This window comes from Paenarthrobacter sp. AT5, from assembly GCF_032764245.1.
Lineage (GTDB): Bacteria > Actinomycetota > Actinomycetes > Actinomycetales > Micrococcaceae > Arthrobacter > Arthrobacter ureafaciens.
The window spans coordinates 3,502,244-3,516,763 of sequence record NZ_CP136441.1; the positions used below are offsets into that span (position 1 = coordinate 3,502,244).

Annotated in this window: 16 protein-coding genes; 10 read left to right on the forward strand and 6 right to left on the reverse strand. The window is 64.1% G+C overall.

The features are described from left to right. Positions 1–15 precede the first annotated feature (15 nt). The 6 genes from RI444_RS16230 to asd all read left to right on the forward strand — a co-directional run bounded on the left by RI444_RS16230 (position 16) and on the right by asd (position 6,170). Complete coding sequence (locus tag RI444_RS16230) at positions 16–2,265, forward strand: RNA degradosome polyphosphate kinase (protein ID WP_021472375.1); 2,250 nt, start codon at positions 16–18, stop codon at positions 2,263–2,265. A gap of 8 nt (positions 2,266–2,273) precedes the next feature. After that, positions 2,274–3,242, forward strand: a complete 969-nt coding sequence (locus tag RI444_RS16235; RefSeq protein WP_021472374.1) for an NUDIX hydrolase — start codon at positions 2,274–2,276, stop codon at positions 3,240–3,242. 12 nt (positions 3,243–3,254) lie between these two features. Beyond that, complete coding sequence (locus RI444_RS16240) at positions 3,255–4,058, forward strand: thymidylate synthase (protein WP_207605693.1); 804 nt, start codon at positions 3,255–3,257, stop codon at positions 4,056–4,058. Further along, entirely contained in the window at positions 4,055–4,654 is a 600-nt protein-coding gene (locus RI444_RS16245) for a dihydrofolate reductase (RefSeq protein WP_069695785.1), read from the forward strand. Before RI444_RS16240 ends, RI444_RS16245 begins: the two co-directional genes overlap by 4 nt. A 19-nt stretch (positions 4,655–4,673) precedes the next feature. Continuing rightward, entirely contained in the window at positions 4,674–4,910 is a 237-nt protein-coding gene (locus tag RI444_RS16250) for an NF038396 family protein (RefSeq protein ID WP_031216541.1), read from the forward strand. 105 nt (positions 4,911–5,015) lie between these two features. Continuing rightward, positions 5,016–6,170, forward strand: coding sequence for an aspartate-semialdehyde dehydrogenase (gene asd, locus RI444_RS16255; protein WP_207605692.1), 1,155 nt, complete (start codon positions 5,016–5,018; stop codon positions 6,168–6,170). A gap of 89 nt (positions 6,171–6,259) precedes the next feature. On the opposite strand, the gene RI444_RS16260 is transcribed toward asd, so the two are convergent. After that, entirely contained in the window at positions 6,260–7,393 is a 1,134-nt protein-coding gene (locus tag RI444_RS16260; protein ID WP_207605691.1) for a winged helix DNA-binding domain-containing protein, read from the reverse strand. Positions 7,394–7,475: 82 nt separating this feature from the next. Between RI444_RS16260 and RI444_RS16265 the strand changes: the two genes are divergently transcribed. Beyond that, positions 7,476–7,955 (forward strand): hypothetical protein, encoded by a 480-nt coding sequence (locus RI444_RS16265; protein ID WP_207605690.1) that lies wholly within the window; start codon positions 7,476–7,478, stop codon positions 7,953–7,955. A gap of 21 nt (positions 7,956–7,976) precedes the next feature. Here the strand turns inward: RI444_RS16265 and RI444_RS16270 are convergent, their stop codons facing one another. From RI444_RS16270 to RI444_RS16290, 5 genes are all read right to left on the reverse strand, one after another. Beyond that, positions 7,977–9,044, reverse strand: a complete 1,068-nt coding sequence (locus tag RI444_RS16270) for a UDP-N-acetylmuramate dehydrogenase (protein WP_207605689.1) — start codon at positions 9,042–9,044, stop codon at positions 7,977–7,979. Between the two features lie 72 nt (positions 9,045–9,116). After that, positions 9,117–9,554: a MaoC family dehydratase gene (locus tag RI444_RS16275; RefSeq protein WP_021472364.1), complete on the reverse strand. Its 438-nt coding sequence runs from the start codon at positions 9,552–9,554 to the stop codon at positions 9,117–9,119. A gap of 2 nt (positions 9,555–9,556) precedes the next feature. Next, positions 9,557–10,018, reverse strand: coding sequence for a MaoC family dehydratase N-terminal domain-containing protein (locus tag RI444_RS16280; RefSeq protein ID WP_021472363.1), 462 nt, complete (start codon positions 10,016–10,018; stop codon positions 9,557–9,559). 60 nt (positions 10,019–10,078) lie between these two features. Continuing rightward, the gene (locus tag RI444_RS16285; RefSeq protein WP_031216538.1) at positions 10,079–10,303 is read right to left on the reverse strand and encodes a DUF3188 domain-containing protein; all 225 of its coding nucleotides are present in this window, start codon (positions 10,301–10,303) and stop codon (positions 10,079–10,081) included. A 106-nt stretch (positions 10,304–10,409) separates the two neighbouring features. Next, entirely contained in the window at positions 10,410–11,273 is an 864-nt protein-coding gene (locus RI444_RS16290) for an HpcH/HpaI aldolase/citrate lyase family protein (protein ID WP_021472361.1), read from the reverse strand. A gap of 383 nt (positions 11,274–11,656) precedes the next feature. Here RI444_RS16290 and RI444_RS16295 point away from each other — a divergent pair, with 383 nt between their 5' ends. Genes RI444_RS16295 through RI444_RS16305 form a run of 3 tightly spaced genes read left to right on the forward strand, consistent with a single transcriptional unit; the run spans position 11,657 to position 14,516 of the window. After that, entirely contained in the window at positions 11,657–12,712 is a 1,056-nt protein-coding gene (locus RI444_RS16295; RefSeq protein WP_207605688.1) for an ABC transporter substrate-binding protein, read from the forward strand. Between the two features lie 2 nt (positions 12,713–12,714). After that, entirely contained in the window at positions 12,715–13,602 is an 888-nt protein-coding gene (locus RI444_RS16300) for an ABC transporter ATP-binding protein (protein ID WP_062097533.1), read from the forward strand. Beyond that, positions 13,602–14,516, forward strand: a complete 915-nt coding sequence (locus tag RI444_RS16305) for an ABC transporter permease (RefSeq protein WP_071416220.1) — start codon at positions 13,602–13,604, stop codon at positions 14,514–14,516. Before RI444_RS16300 ends, RI444_RS16305 begins: the two co-directional genes overlap by 1 nt. Positions 14,517–14,520 lie beyond the last annotated feature (4 nt).

Sequence of the window (14,520 nt, forward strand, 5' to 3'; positions counted from 1 at the left end):
GCTTAGGAGAAACCCATGCAGCCGGACCCCGTCGGTACCGCCGGACCTACCTCCAAGGGCGCAACGCTGCCCGCGCGCTTCGGCTCATCCGAGGTGCCCGCGTCCCGGGCCACGCAGGACCGGATAGACATCCCCGAGTTTGCGCCCAACCTGGAACCGGAGGGTGATATTTCGCCGGACCGGTTCCTGGACCGCGAGCTCAGCTGGCTGGCTTTCAACTCCCGCGTTCTGGAGTTGGCTGAGGATCCCGATCTTTACCTCCTGGAGCGCGTCAACTTCCTCTCCATTTTTGCTTCCAACCTTGACGAGTTCTTCATGGTCCGGGTGGCCGGCCTCAAGCGCCGTATCGCCACCGGCCTGGCCGTCCCCTCCCCTGCCGGGTTGAGCCCGATTGAGGTACTGGAACAGATCGGCGAGGAAGCCCACAAACTGCAGGAACGGCATGCCCGGGTATTTGCCGAGCAGATCCGTCCGGCTTTGGCCTTCGAGCACATCCACGTCATGCACTGGAACGAACTCGACGAGGAGGCGCGCCACCGCCTCAGCGCCCTGTTCCAGGAGAAGGTCTTCCCCATCCTCACGCCGCTCGCAGTGGACCCGGCGCACCCGTTCCCCTACATCTCCGGCCTGTCCCTGAACCTGGCGGTGATCGTCAGCAACCCGATCAGCGACAAAGAGCTGTTCGCCCGCGTGAAGGTTCCGGACCAGCTGCCGCGGCTGATCTCCGTGGATGGTCCCCGCGCCGGCGCCATCCCTGGCAGGGTGGCCCGGTTCATCGCCCTCGAAGAACTGATCGCCGTCCACTTGGACACGCTCTTCCCGGGCATGGAAGTTTTGGAGCACCACACCTTCCGCGTCACCCGCAACGAGGACGTCGAGGTGGAAGAGGACGACGCCGAGAACCTCCTGCAGGCGCTGGAGAAGGAACTCCTGCGCCGCCGGTTCGGTCCGCCCGTCCGGTTGGAAGTCACCACCGATATCAACCCGAACGTCAGGGCCTTGCTGGTCCGCGAGCTTGGCGTGGACGAGTCCGAGGTCTACTCGGTACCCGCTCCGCTGGACCTTCGCGGGCTTTCCGTCATCGCTGGCATTGACCGCCCGGATCTGCACTACCCCAAGCACGTGCCGCACACCTCGCGGTACCTCAACGAATCGGAGACGTCCAAGGCGGCCAACGTCTTTGCTGCCATGAGGCGGCGGGACATCCTGCTCCACCACCCGTACGACTCCTTCTCCACCTCGGTCCAGGCCTTCCTCGAGCAAGCCGCCGCGGACCCGAAGGTCCAGGCGATCAAGCAGACGCTGTACCGCACCTCCGGCGATTCCCCGATCGTGGATGCCTTGATCGACGCCGCCGAAGCGGGCAAGCAGGTCCTGGCCCTGGTGGAGATCAAGGCCCGCTTCGACGAACAGGCCAACATTTCCTGGGCCCGCAAGCTGGAGCAGGCCGGCGTCCACGTGGTGTACGGCATCGTGGGCCTGAAGACCCACTGCAAGCTGTCGCTGGTGGTGCGGCAGGAAGTGGACGGCCTCCGCAGGTACTGCCACATCGGTACCGGCAACTACCATCCCAGGACGGCGCGCTACTACGAGGACCTCGGCCTGCTGACCTCAAACGAACAAGTGGGCGAGGACCTCTCCAAGCTGTTCAACCAGCTCTCCGGATACGCCCCCAAGTCCACGTTCAAGCGGCTGCTCGTTGCGCCGCGCTCAGTGCGTTCAGGACTGATTGACCGGATCGAAACAGAAATCCGCAATGCGCGCAACGGTGTGGCCGCACGTGTCCAGATCAAGGTCAACTCGATGGTGGACGAAGCCATCATCGATGCCCTGTACCGCGCATCCCAGGCCGGAGTGAAGGTGGACGTCGTGGTGCGCGGCATCTGCTCCCTGCGGCCGGGTGTGCCCGGCCTCAGCGAAAACATCACGGTGCGCTCCATCCTGGGACGGTTCCTTGAGCACTCCCGGGTGTTCGCCTTCGCCAACGGTGGAGAACCCGTGGTGTACATCGGCTCTGCCGACATGATGCACCGCAACCTGGACCGCCGGGTTGAGGCACTGGTCCAGTTGGCCAGCCGGGAGGACGTGAACACGGTCCTTGACTTGATGCGCCGCTACATGGACGACTCCACCGCCAGTTGGCACTTGGATAATGAAGGTCATTGGACCCGGCATCACCTTGATGAGAAGGGCGAGCCCCTCCTGGATATGCAGTCCTGGCTCTTGGCCTCCCGCTCCCGCCAGCGGGCAGCAGCACGGCGGTAAGGAACAACTTGAACAGCGACACACCTGTGGCCGACCAGACCGACCACCCGGGAGAACCCGTGGCCGTCGTCGCGGCTGGCGCGATCCCGTGGCGCATCAAGAAAGGCGCCTTGGAGGTGCTTCTCATCCACCGGCCGCGGTACGACGATTGGTCCTGGCCCAAGGGCAAGATCGACGACGGCGAGACGGTTCCCGAGTGTGCGGTCCGGGAGGTCCGGGAAGAGATCGGGCTCGAGGCAACACTTGGAATCCCCTTGCCGCCCATTCATTACCACGTCAACGCTGGCCTCAAAGTGGTGCACTACTGGGCCATGCGGGTCAACGGTGAGCAGCTCCGGCCCGACGGCAAAGAGGTGGACAGCGTCATGTGGTGCGCGCCGGACAGGGCCGCCAAATACCTGAGCAACCCCTCTGACGTGGCGCCCTTGGAGTATCTGGAGAAGGCCCATACCAGGGGCGAACTGGACACATGGCCATTGGTCCTGGTCCGGCACGCCAAAGCCAAACCGAGGTCTTCCTGGACCAAGGCCGAAGGCGACCGCCCCTTGGCAGCCACCGGGAAACGGCAAGCAGTGGCTGTGCAACGGCTCCTGCAGGGGTGGAAGCCGCAGCGCGTCGTGACCAGCCCATGGGTGCGATGCGTGGCAACGATTGCCCCGTATGCCAAAGCGAGCAAAGCCAAGGTGAAGCTCGTGGAGGCGCTGACGGAGCACAACCACGAACGCTCGCCCAAGAAGACGGCTGCCGCCGTGGAGGCCCTGTTCGACAAGCAAGTGCCCGTGGCCCTGTGCACGCACCGTCCCGCCTTGCCGACCGTACTCAAGCAATTGGGCCGACACATGGGCGATGATCTGCGCAGCAGGCTCCCCGGCGCGGACCCGTACCTCTCGCCCGGGGAGGTCATCGTCTGCCATGTGGCCCGTGGCAGCGAGCGCAAGGTGGTCTCCGTGGAGCAATTCAAGCCGTTCGACGACTAGTAAGCTTGATCCGTGAGCATTCCCACCCCTTATGAAGACCTTCTGCGCGATGTCATGGCCAATGGCACGCACAAATCGGACCGCACCGGGACGGGGACGCGGAGCGTGTTCGGGCGCCAGTTGCGCTTCGACCTGGCCACAAGCTTCCCGCTGATCACCACCAAGAGGGTGCACTTCAAGTCCGTGGCAGTGGAGCTCCTGTGGTTCCTTCGCGGAGACTCCAACGTGAAGTGGATGCAGGACCAGGGCGTCACCATCTGGGATGAGTGGGCAGACGCCGACGGTGAGCTCGGACCGGTGTACGGCGTCCAGTGGCGCAGTTGGCCTACACCCGACGGCGGGCACATTGACCAGTTTTCCGAGGTCATGAAGAGCCTGCACAACAACCCGGATTCCCGCAGGCACATCGTGTCGGCATGGAACGTTTCCGAGCTCAAGGACATGGCTCTGCCTCCGTGCCACGCGTTCTTCCAGTTCTACGTTGCTGACGGCAAGTTGTCCTGCCAGCTGTACCAGCGTTCGGCGGACACCTTCCTGGGAGTGCCCTTCAACATTGCTTCGTACGCGCTGCTCACCCGAATGGTGGCCCAGCAGCTAGATCTGGAACCCGGCGAGTTCATCTGGACCGGCGGCGACGTCCACGTTTATGACAACCACGTGGACCAGGTGGCCGAGCAGCTCAGCCGGGAGCCGTACGCCTACCCGCAGCTGAAGATCCTGCGCAAGCCCGACTCCATCTTCGACTACACCCTTGAGGACTTCGAGGTTGTCGACTACCGCCACCACCCCACTATCAAGGCACCGATCGCCGTATGAGCACTCCCTCCGAAGAGACCAACGCGCAACTTCCCGGCCTCATTTTCACCCGGGAAACTGCAGCATCCATGACCGGGATCGGCATGATCTGGGCACAGACCAAAGCCGGCGTCATCGGCAAGGACGGCAGTATGCCGTGGCACTTGCCCGAGGACCTCAAGCACTTCAGCCAACTGACAACGGGGCACCCCGTGATCATGGGCCGGAAGACCTGGGAGTCCTTCCCGGACAAGTACCGGCCGCTGCCCGGGCGCACCAACATCGTGGTGACCCGCAACCAGGACTGGGCCTCGACGCCCGGGGCGGAAGGCGCCGTCGTGGTTTCCTCCCTGGACGCAGCCCTGCTTGAGTCCCAGTTCGCGCCGGGTGGCCAGAAGGTCTGGATCATCGGCGGCGGGGAAATTTTCGAACAATCGATGGGCATCGCCAACCTTGCGGTCATCACCATCATTGACGCCGAACTCGAAGGCGACACCTTCGCCCCCGAACTTGGCGAGGACTGGACGTTCGACTCCGTAGCCCCTCACGAGGATTGGTACACGGCGAAAAACGGCACCAAATACCGGTTCACGTCGTGGCGCCGGACCGAAAGCTAGGAACCGGATCATGCAGGCAATACTCAAGAAACCTGAAACCCTCTTCGTCCTGGGGTACATGCTGTTGCCCCTCCTTGCGCTGCTGTCAGCGATCGTTGGGCTGACCATGATCCTGGGCGGCAACAAGATCGCCGGAATCATCGTCCTGGTGGTGGTGACCCAGGTCTTCGCCTTCGGTGCGTTCTTCGCCCTTCGCGCCCGCAAAGCTGCCCTCGCGGAGGGTAACGGCCTGCAGGATTACGACGCCGGACGCTAGCACCGCCGCCGGCCCGCCCGGCGCCGGCCCTGGGTCCGCCGTCGTACGTTGTGCGGGTGACGTAACCAACAGCGTCAGGCGGCGTCGAAAGTTTAGACTGGTTCAATGACTACAGCAGCTAATCCGTCCGTAGGACTGGTCGGTTGGCGTGGCATGGTCGGCTCCGTCCTGATGCACCGCATGCAGGAAGAGAACGACTTCGCCAACATCAACCCGGTATTTTTCTCCACCTCGAACGCAGGAGGTGCCGCCCCGTCGTTCCTGAGCTCTACCGCGGGTGATCCCGGCAAGCTCGAGGATGCGTTCGATATTGAGACGCTTGCCAAGCTGCCGATTATTGTCACCGCACAGGGCGGCGACTACACCAAGCAGGTCCACGGCGAACTCCGCAGACGTGGCTGGGACGGCCTCTGGATCGACGCCGCCTCCACCCTCCGCATGAACGACGATTCGATCATTGTGCTGGATCCGATCAACCGCGACGTCATCGATGCCGGGCTCTCCGGCGGCGTGAAGGACTTCATCGGCGGCAACTGCACGGTTTCCTGCATGCTGATGGGCCTCGGCGGGCTGTTCAAGAACAACCTCGTGGAGTGGGGTACGTCCATGACGTACCAGGCCGCTTCCGGTGGCGGCGCCCGCCACATGCGCGAGCTCCTGAACCAGTTCGGCACGCTCAACAACGAGGTCAGCAGCGAACTCGAGGACCCCGCTTCCGCCATCCTTGAGATCGACCGCAAGGTCCTGGCTACCCAGCGCACCGGCGTTGACGCCACCCAGTTCGGTGTCCCGCTGGCCGGCTCCCTGATTCCATGGATTGATGCCGACCTCGGCAACGGCCAGTCCAAGGAAGAATGGAAGGCCGGCGTCGAGACCAACAAGATCCTCGGTACCGGCAAGGGCACCGCAGGCAAGGAGCACATCGCCATGGACGGGCTGTGTGTCCGCATTGGTGCGATGCGTTCGCACTCGCAGGCCCTGACCCTCAAGCTCCGCGAGGACCTGTCCGTCACGGAGATCGAGAACCTCCTGGCCAAGGACAACGAGTGGGCCAAGGTTGTGCCCAACACCAAGGAAGCCTCCATGGCCGAGCTGACCCCCGTGGCAGCGTCCGGCACGCTGGACATCCCGGTTGGCCGTATCCGCAAGCTCGAAATGGGCCCGGAATACATCAGCGCCTTCACCGTGGGCGACCAGCTCCTGTGGGGTGCGGCCGAACCGCTGCGCCGCATGCTGAACATCGTGACGGGCAAGCTCTAGGCTTTCCCGTTCCGGAACCCGCTTTTCCCTTGCTTCACGGCGAGGGAAGGGCGGGTTTTCCGTTTAAGGGAACCGGCGCGTACCCGGGGTCAGCTCTCCATGAACTTCAGGTAGGCACGGGCCTGCGCCAGGAAGGACCGTTCCGCAGACGGTCCAAGTGTTCCCGTGAACGGTTCCGGGACCACTCCGGCTGACTTCCCTGTTCCCGTCCTGGCCCACGTCCCCACCACGCCACCCCCGGCAACGATGATCCGTTTGAAGACCCCGTTCTTGCCGGGCACCACAAGTTCGGCAAATTCAGGAGCGAGCACCAGGCTCCGGTCCTGGTACCCGAGCAGGAATTCATCAAACCCGGGGAGAGCCAGCACCGAGCGGGCGCCGGGAACGCCGTCGTCGAGCATTGCAGCCGTCTGCGGCGACATCCAGTAGCTTGTGTCCCCGAACGACAGCTCCACCAACTGATCCTGGACGGCGCTCAGCGCCGCCCGGGCCTCGCTGAGCGGCACCTGGGTCCACCACGCGAAGTCGCGGACAGTGGCAGGACCATGGCTGTGGATGTAGCGGAGGAACCATTCGGCGAGGCCGGGCTCGCGATCCACGGCACGTGAGTCCCTGATCCACTGATCGAAAGGGACAAACAACTGCTGCACCCCCGCATTGCCTTTGCTTCCGGCCATAGGCCCTTGGACCAGGGACGCCTCCTGGCACAGGCAAGCGATCAGGTGGATGCCCCGTTGGGCTTTGGTGACCTGGCCCGCCTCCTCGAACGCCGCGAATAACTGCTCCCGGCTGGCGCCCGCTGCCTCCGTGTCCCGCGACAGGTTGGCAATGGTTTCCAAAGCCACGTCCCGGGCATGACTGGTGTCATCCGGTGTGATGTTCAGTTCACGGTGCCTGGTCCGCAGTGATTGCATGAGCCGCCCGCTGGTGATTCCCAGCATCCACCGAAGGTCCTCCGGCGCCACCAAGTGCAACGTTCCGCGCATCGGCCAGGACCGGACCACCGTCCCGGCGTCCAGCGCCGCCCGGACCTCGGAGGCTCCGGATCCCGCCACCCTCTGGCCAACCGCCCACAGCGCATGACCCAGGTCCTGGGCCTGCATGGCAGTCATCCACCGGACGGCTTCGGGAACGGAAGCACGCTTCCCGCCCAACAGACCTTGGCTGGCGAGCCGCAGACGGCCGATCACAGCGGATGTAGGGCTTCGCTTCCCGATAGGCATGCTCCATCCTAAAGCCGCCGACCACAGCGAACATTGCCCTGCCTCCCAGCCGCCTTCCAGACGCGTTGCCTAGGATTGCTACATGCTCTTTGGTGATCTGGCTCCGCTGGTGCGGCCACTCAGCCGCCGGTTGGCTGCCGCCGGCTGGTGCTGCAGCGGCGTCGGTTTGGTGGCCGGGCTGATCGTTGCCGTAGGCACGGGAGTAAGGCTTTCACCCTCGATGCAAAGCATCCAGCTCGCCGGAATCGTGGCAACAGCCCTGGCCGCACTGCTGCTCGGCGTCGCAGCCCTCCTCCAGCCCGTCTCACCACGGGACGGCGACGCGACCGAGCCGTGGTTCTATCCGGCCGCAGCGGCACAGGTGCGCAGTTTCCTGCTGGGATCCATAGTGATGATGCTCGGATTGGTGGGCTTTGCCACCGCGGGCCTTTTCCTGCCCAGCGGACCGTCGCCGCAGAGCATCGCGTTCAGCCAGATCTTCCTGCTGGGTTCTGTCAGCTGCGGGCTGACGTTCCTGCTGCTGAACAAAGTGCTGCCCATCGCGGAGCGCCGGACGCGCTGACGCGCTGACCAGGGCCGGAAGCTACAGCGAAACGTCGATCAGCAGCGGTTCGGGATGCAGTTCAATCCCAAAGCGATCCACGACGCCGGAACGCACCTCGCGCGCAATGGCCGCCATGTCCGCAGCCGAGGCGGAGCCACGGTTGGTGATGGCCAAGGTGTGCTTGGTGGACAGCGATGCCCTGCCCCCGGAAACACTGGACTCCTCCAGCCCGTAACCCTTGCCGAATCCTGCACGGTCAATCAACCAGGCGGCGGACAGTTTCACCAACCCGTCGGATCCTGCCGGGTACCTGGGGGCGTCCGCAGGCAACGCCTCGGCCTGTTCCTTGGACACGATCGGATTAGTGAAGAACGAACCCGTTGAGTAGGTGTCGCGATCGTCGGCGTCCAGCACCATGCCCTTGGACGCACGCAGCCTGAGCACCTCCCGCCGGACATCGTTGGAATACGCCCGTTTGCCCACCTCGACCCCGAGCACGCGGGCAAGTTCGGCGTAGCGGATGGGGGCGCTCATCCTGCCCAGCGGCAGTTGGAATTCAACCGTGAGGACCACGAACCGCGGCGAACCCTCCACAGTGGTCTGCTTCAGGATGGAGTCACGGTAGCCGAACGTGAGCTCGGAGTTGGTGAAGGTGCGGACTGCGTTGCTTTCCCGGTCCCACGTTCGTACGGCAGCAATGGTCTGCGAAACATCAGCACCGTAGGCTCCTACGTTTTGGACCGGGGTGGCTCCCGTTGCGCCGGGAATCCCGGAGAGCGCTTCCAGGCCGGACCAGGCGTGCTTCACGGCGTGTTCAACCAAGGCATCCCAGTTGTGTCCTGCCTGGACCACCACGGAGACTCCCCCGCAGCTGTCCTCGGCGTTGACTGTGAAGCCCTCGGAAGAGATTTTGAGGACTGTACCGGGGTAGCCGTCGTCGGAGATCAATAGATTGGATCCGCCGCCGATGATGAGGAGCTTCTCCCCCGCGGCGTCAGCCGAGCGGACGGCGTCGATGATTTCCGCCTCGGTACGTGCCTCCACAAAGGTGCCGGCGGGGCCGCCCACGGCAGCTGTGGTCAATTCGGAAAGCAGCGTCTGGGTCACCCATCAAGCCTATCGGGGTTTGGGCCGGGGCTCCGCCGCAAGCACGCGGCAGAGACCCGGTCCCTGCAATACCTAGGAGAGCTTGACCACTGCCTGCGACTTCATGAGGACCTTCTGGCCGGCGGCCACCACGGTGAGGTCAATGCGGGCGGTACCCGCCTCGGCGTCGAGCGCACCCACCGCGCCGGTCACCTCGATGACCGCTCCGGGCTCATCCGTTCCCGTGGTGTCGGTCACCAGCACCGGCTTGGTGAAGCGGGTCTGGTAGTCAGCGACGGCGGCGGGATCGCCTGCCCAGTCGCTGACCAGCTGTACCGCTGCACCCATGGTGAACATGCCGTGGGCGATGACGCCGGGAAGTTCCACTGACGTGGCGAATGCCTCGTTCCAATGGATGGGGTTGAAGTCTCCGGAAGCACCTGCGTATTTGACCAGGTCCTGGCGGGTGACTTCGATGGTGCGGTTGCCAATTTCCTGGCCGACTGCCAGGTCTGCGAAAACGGGGCTCATGGTTACTGTCCCTCTCCCCGGACCAGGATGGACGAGGTGGTGGTTGCGACCTTTTCACGGCTGTCACCGTCGGCCAGGGCAAAGATTTCCGAACGCGTGGTGATCATGGCGCCGCCTCCCATGGCGCGTACGCCGTCGACGTGCAGCTCGGCTACCAGACGGTCCCCGGCGACGATCGGGCGATGGTGCGTGAAGCGCTGGTCTGCGTGGACAACGCGGGAGAAATCGATCCCGGCTTCGGGATCCTCCACCAGCTGCGCGTCAGCACGCTGGGCAATGATGATGGCAAACGTGGGAGGCGCCACGAGGTCGCGATGGCCCAGGGCCCGCGCCGTTTCGACGTCGAAGTGCGCCTGGTGGGTGGCCTTTACTGCCTTGGCGAACTCGCGGATTTTCTCACGGCCGACGTCGTAAACCTCTGCGGCAGGGTAGCTGCGGCCCTGCAGGTCCGGATTGATACTCATGGTCCAACCCTATCGGGCGGACGCACGGAGACAGGTGTGGGCACCACCCTGTGAAGAAGGCTATTTCTTGTAGCTCTTGCGGATCTGCTGGCCGCGGATCACGAGTCCGGTGACATGGAGTACCAGGCCCAGGCCGATGACGCCCAGGGATGCCATGGCGAGTCCTTGGTTGCCCGAGGTGTTTGCGGCGATGGACAGGATGACGCCTGCCGCAATGAGTCCCATGGCGCTGAAAACCAGCACTTTGTACCCGGTGGAGGCGTTGGCCCAGAATTCGTTCAGCACCATCCAAGTCTACCGGGCGCGTTGCAGGGCTTCGCCGAGGGGTTAGTTCTCACGGGTAAAGCCCGCGGTGAGTGCCGGGATCCAACCCCTCGGCGAAGGAATACGCCTAGAGGGAAGGCTGGACCCCGAAGGCCACCGCGAGCTTCATGATCTTTTCTGCACGGCCCAGGCGCGGCAGGTCTGAGCCGTCGCGGATGACACGGCCGTTGGCCTCGAAGTCGTTCATGAAGTCGGTCGCCCAGGCGACGTCCGACGGCGTGGGGCTGATGACCTCGTTGATGACCGTGGTCTGGTCAATGGCCAGGCAGAGCTTGCCGGTCATGCCCATGGTCACGGTGATGCCGGTCTGCTCACGGAGGATGGGGTGGTTGGTGCCGACGGTGGGTCCGTCGATGGGACCCGGAAGGTTGCCCACGCGGCTGGCGACCACGAGCTTGGCCCGCGGGTAGGCCATGGCTTCCGGAGTTGCTGCCATGCCAGTGTCGCGGCGGAAATCACCGGAACCGAAGGCCAGGCGGAAGGCGCCCTGGGCGCGGGCGATGTGGTTGGCTTCCTCGATGCCGAGGGCGGATTCAACCAGCGGAATGACCGGGGTCTTGCCGTCCATCCGGTGGAAAGACTCGGTCACCTGGTCGGCGGATTCGGTCTTGGCCAGCATGACACCGAGCAAGCCAGGGGTGCCGCGCAGCCCGGCGAGGTCATCGGCCCAGAAAGGGCTGGTGGCGTCATTGATGCGGACCCATGCCTGGCCGCCGGCGGTCAGCCAGTTGACCACGTTCTCCCGGGCGGTGTCCTTCTGCGACGGGTCAACGGCGTCCTCGATGTCGAGGATGATGGCATCTGCCCGTGAGCCTGCGGATTCGTCGAAAAGTTCCGTCTTCATGGCATTCACGAGGAGCCAGGAACGGGCGATATCGGCAGGGATGTTACGGGTGGGCCGAACTGATTCGGCGGCGATGCTAGAGGTCATGTATCTACCGTATCCGTCCTGCGGCCCGGGCGACGAAGAAATCAGTCCGCTTGTGAGGATCAATACGAACTAAACCCGTTATGACTGTGGGGTCCCACAGTATGGGCGTTCGACGGCGGTCCGCGCCAGTCGTGCCCGGCCCGCCGGTAGTTCTTTGTCACCGGACGGAACACTCCCGTCAAAGGGATCAACACAGCGAAGTATGTGTCCATTCGTTGCCACCCAAGGCCCGGTATTTCGCCTCGTTGCCTGTTGTTTCCCCGGGTTTACCGCGGTTACCGCCGCGCTTTCCTACCACCCGCCACATGGGCTTACATCGTTCCCAAGCCGGTGAAGCCTCCGGCCCCCCGAACACCGAACACCAACTCCCGAAAGTAGCTCCCATGAAACTGCAACTGCCCCTGCTGAGCGTCGCGGCCGCCGTCGTACTAGCCCTGACGGTCTCCGGCTGCGGCGGTTCAGCCGAAGCCGGTCCGGCCGACCCGTCCGCCCAAGTCAAGGAACTTCGCTACCAAGGTTCGGCGAACAACGTGACCTTCCCGGAACTGGCAGCGGACTTGGGCTATCTGGGTGACATCAAGCTCAACTGGGTGGGCAACACCACCAGCGGCCCGCAGGACATCCAGTCCGCCGCCACCAACCAGACGGACTTCGGCGGCGCGTTCTCCGGCGCGGTGGTCAAACTCATCGAAGCGGGCTCCCCCGTCAAGGCCGTCACCAACTACTACGGCTCCGACCAGAAAACCTTCAGCGGGTACTACGTCAAAGCCGACAGCGACATCAAGGGTCCCAAGGACCTGATCGGAAAGAAGGTGGCCGTCAATACCCTCGGAGCCCACCACGAGGCCGTGATCAATACCTGGCTGACGAAGAACGGACTCAGCCAGGACGAGATCAAGCAAGTCCAACTGGTGCCTTTGGCCCCGAATGACACGGAAGAAGCGATCCGCCGCGGGCAGGTGGACGTTGGAACGCTCGGCGGCGTCCTGCAGGACCGCGCCGTCGAAGCAGGCGGCCTCCGCTCCCTGTTCAGCGATGTGGAACTGTTCGGCACGTTCGCCGGCGGCCAGATCGTCTTCCGCACCGACTTCATCCAGAAGAATCCGGACACCACACGCACCTTCACCACAGGAGTTGCCAAGGCCATCAAATGGGCAGCTGAAACGCCACGTGAGGAGGTCATAGCCCGGTTCGCCAAGATCATCGAGGGCCGGGGCCGCAACGAGAGTACGGCCAACCTGAAGTTCTGGAAGAGCCCCGGTGTTCCCGACGCCGGCGTGATCACGGATTCGGACTTCACCAAGTGGGAAGCCTGGCTGAATTCCTCGGGAATCGTGAAGGGCGATCTCACGCCGTCCAAGTACTACACCAACGACTACAACGGGCTCGCCGGTGGCTCCGCGGACACTGCGACTACAAGCACTGCGAAGAAGGGATAGCCATGACAGCCAAAATCAGCTTGCGCAACGTCAGCAAGGAATTCACCGTCAGGGCAAGCAAGGGTGGCCCGGCCACACGGCTCACGGCCATCGACTCGCTCAACCTCGACGTCCGCGACGGCGAGTTCCTCACGTTGGTGGGACCCAGCGGTTCGGGCAAGACCACTTTGCTGGACCTGCTTGCGGGCCTCTCCACCCCGACCTCCGGCGAAGTCCTGGTGGACGGCCAACCCGTGACGGGACCCGGCAAGGACCGCGCAGTGGTGTTCCAGCAATACGCCCTCTTTCCATGGCGGACAGCATCGGCAAACGTTTCCATCGGATTGGAAGGCCCCGGGCCGGACGGCAGGAAGCTGAACCGGCGCGAACGGGCGGCCAAGGCCAAGGAATACCTGGCCCTGGTGGGCTTGGCCGGCTTCGAAGACCGTTTTCCGCACGAGCTCTCCGGCGGGATGAAGCAACGCGTGGCGATCGCGCGGAGCCTTGCCTACGAACCGGACGTGCTGCTGATGGACGAACCGTTCGCCGCGTTGGACGCCCAGACCCGTGAACAGCTGCAGGACGAACTCCTGCGGATCTGGAAGGCAACAGGCAAGACCATCGTGTTCATTACCCATGGAATCGACGAGGCCGTGTACCTGGGCCAACGCGTCGCCGTGCTCAGTGCCCGTCCGGGCCGGCTCAAGGAAATCGTGGAGATCACTATCCCGGACCGCGACGGGGACCAGGACGTCAGGTCCAACCCTGCGTTCGTTGAGCACCGGCACCAGGTCTGGACACTGCTCCACGACGAGGTCCGGCGAGCGCAGGATGCCGGGCACCGCAAGATCCTGCCCGACGGCAGCGCACCGGACGAACCCGCCACTGCTACTGAAAGGAGTGCGGCCTGATGACCACCACCCTCACTCAAGAACAACAAACGGCAACGTCCGCACCCGGGCCGGCTGCCGCCGTCGAGCCTTCCGCTGCGGCCCATCCTGCAGCAGCCCGTACGACGCCGGAACCATCGGCCGGGCGGCGTCTCGCCAACGCTGCCGGTTCGGTCGTGTGGAAGTCCACTGCCGTCCTTGCCTTCCTGGCGCTCTGGGAGCTGGGCCCGACGTACCTGGCCAGCCCGTCCACCAAGGTCTTCCTTCCCCCGCTGCACGAAGTCCTGGCTGCCTGGGCCAGGTTGTTCGAGGCCGGAATTATCCAAGGGCACATCACTGCGAGCCTCACGAGGTCTGTTGCAGGTTTCGGTGCTGCGTTGGTGGCCGGTGTTGCGCTGGGGCTGTTGATCGCCTGGTACGGGCGGCTGAATTCGGTGCTCAACCCCTTGCTGGAGCTGTTCCGCAACACCGCTGCCTTGGCGTTGCTCCCGGTGTTCACTCTCCTGCTGGGCATCGGCGAAGAGTCGAAGATCAGCATCGTGGCCTACGCCGCGTTCTTCCCCGTGCTGCTCAACACGATCGCCGGCGTGAAAACCGTGGATCCACTCCTTATCCGGGCCGCGCGTTCCTTGGGGTTGGGCAGCTTCCGCTTGTTCCAGAAAGTCATCCTGCCCTCCGCGGTTCCCACCATCTTCACGGGCATCCGCATGGCAGGCACGGCCTCCATCCTGGTCCTGATCGCCGCCGAGATGGTGGGCGCCAAGGCAGGCCTCGGGTACCTGATCGTCAACGCCCAAAGCAGCTTCCTCATCCCTGACATGTATGCCGGGATCCTCACGGTGTCCCTGCTGGGGCTTGCCGTGAACTTCCTGCTGGTCGCCTTGGAGCGGCACTTCTCCCGCTGGCGCACCGCCGTGGGTTCAGCCGCTTCCTGATTTT

Excerpts from the sequence above, each read along its gene's own strand:
- asd (WP_207605692.1), top strand. The coding sequence starts at position 5,016 with ATGACTACAGCAGCTAATCCGTCCGTAGGACTGGTCGGTTGGCGTGGC.
- RI444_RS16295 (WP_207605688.1), top strand. The coding sequence starts at position 11,657 with ATGAAACTGCAACTGCCCCTGCTGAGCGTCGCGGCCGCCGTCGTACTA.
- RI444_RS16280 (WP_021472363.1), bottom strand. The coding sequence starts at position 10,018 with ATGAGTATCAATCCGGACCTGCAGGGCCGCAGCTACCCTGCCGCAGAG.
- RI444_RS16265 (WP_207605690.1), top strand. The coding sequence starts at position 7,476 with ATGCTCTTTGGTGATCTGGCTCCGCTGGTGCGGCCACTCAGCCGCCGG.
- RI444_RS16245 (WP_069695785.1), top strand. The coding sequence starts at position 4,055 with ATGAGCACTCCCTCCGAAGAGACCAACGCGCAACTTCCCGGCCTCATT.
- RI444_RS16290 (WP_021472361.1), bottom strand. The coding sequence starts at position 11,273 with ATGACCTCTAGCATCGCCGCCGAATCAGTTCGGCCCACCCGTAACATC.
- RI444_RS16305 (WP_071416220.1), top strand. The coding sequence starts at position 13,602 with ATGACCACCACCCTCACTCAAGAACAACAAACGGCAACGTCCGCACCC.
- RI444_RS16275 (WP_021472364.1), bottom strand. The coding sequence starts at position 9,554 with ATGAGCCCCGTTTTCGCAGACCTGGCAGTCGGCCAGGAAATTGGCAAC.
- RI444_RS16300 (WP_062097533.1), top strand. The coding sequence starts at position 12,715 with ATGACAGCCAAAATCAGCTTGCGCAACGTCAGCAAGGAATTCACCGTC.
- RI444_RS16260 (WP_207605691.1), bottom strand. The coding sequence starts at position 7,393 with ATGCCTATCGGGAAGCGAAGCCCTACATCCGCTGTGATCGGCCGTCTG.
- RI444_RS16230 (WP_021472375.1), top strand. The coding sequence starts at position 16 with ATGCAGCCGGACCCCGTCGGTACCGCCGGACCTACCTCCAAGGGCGCA.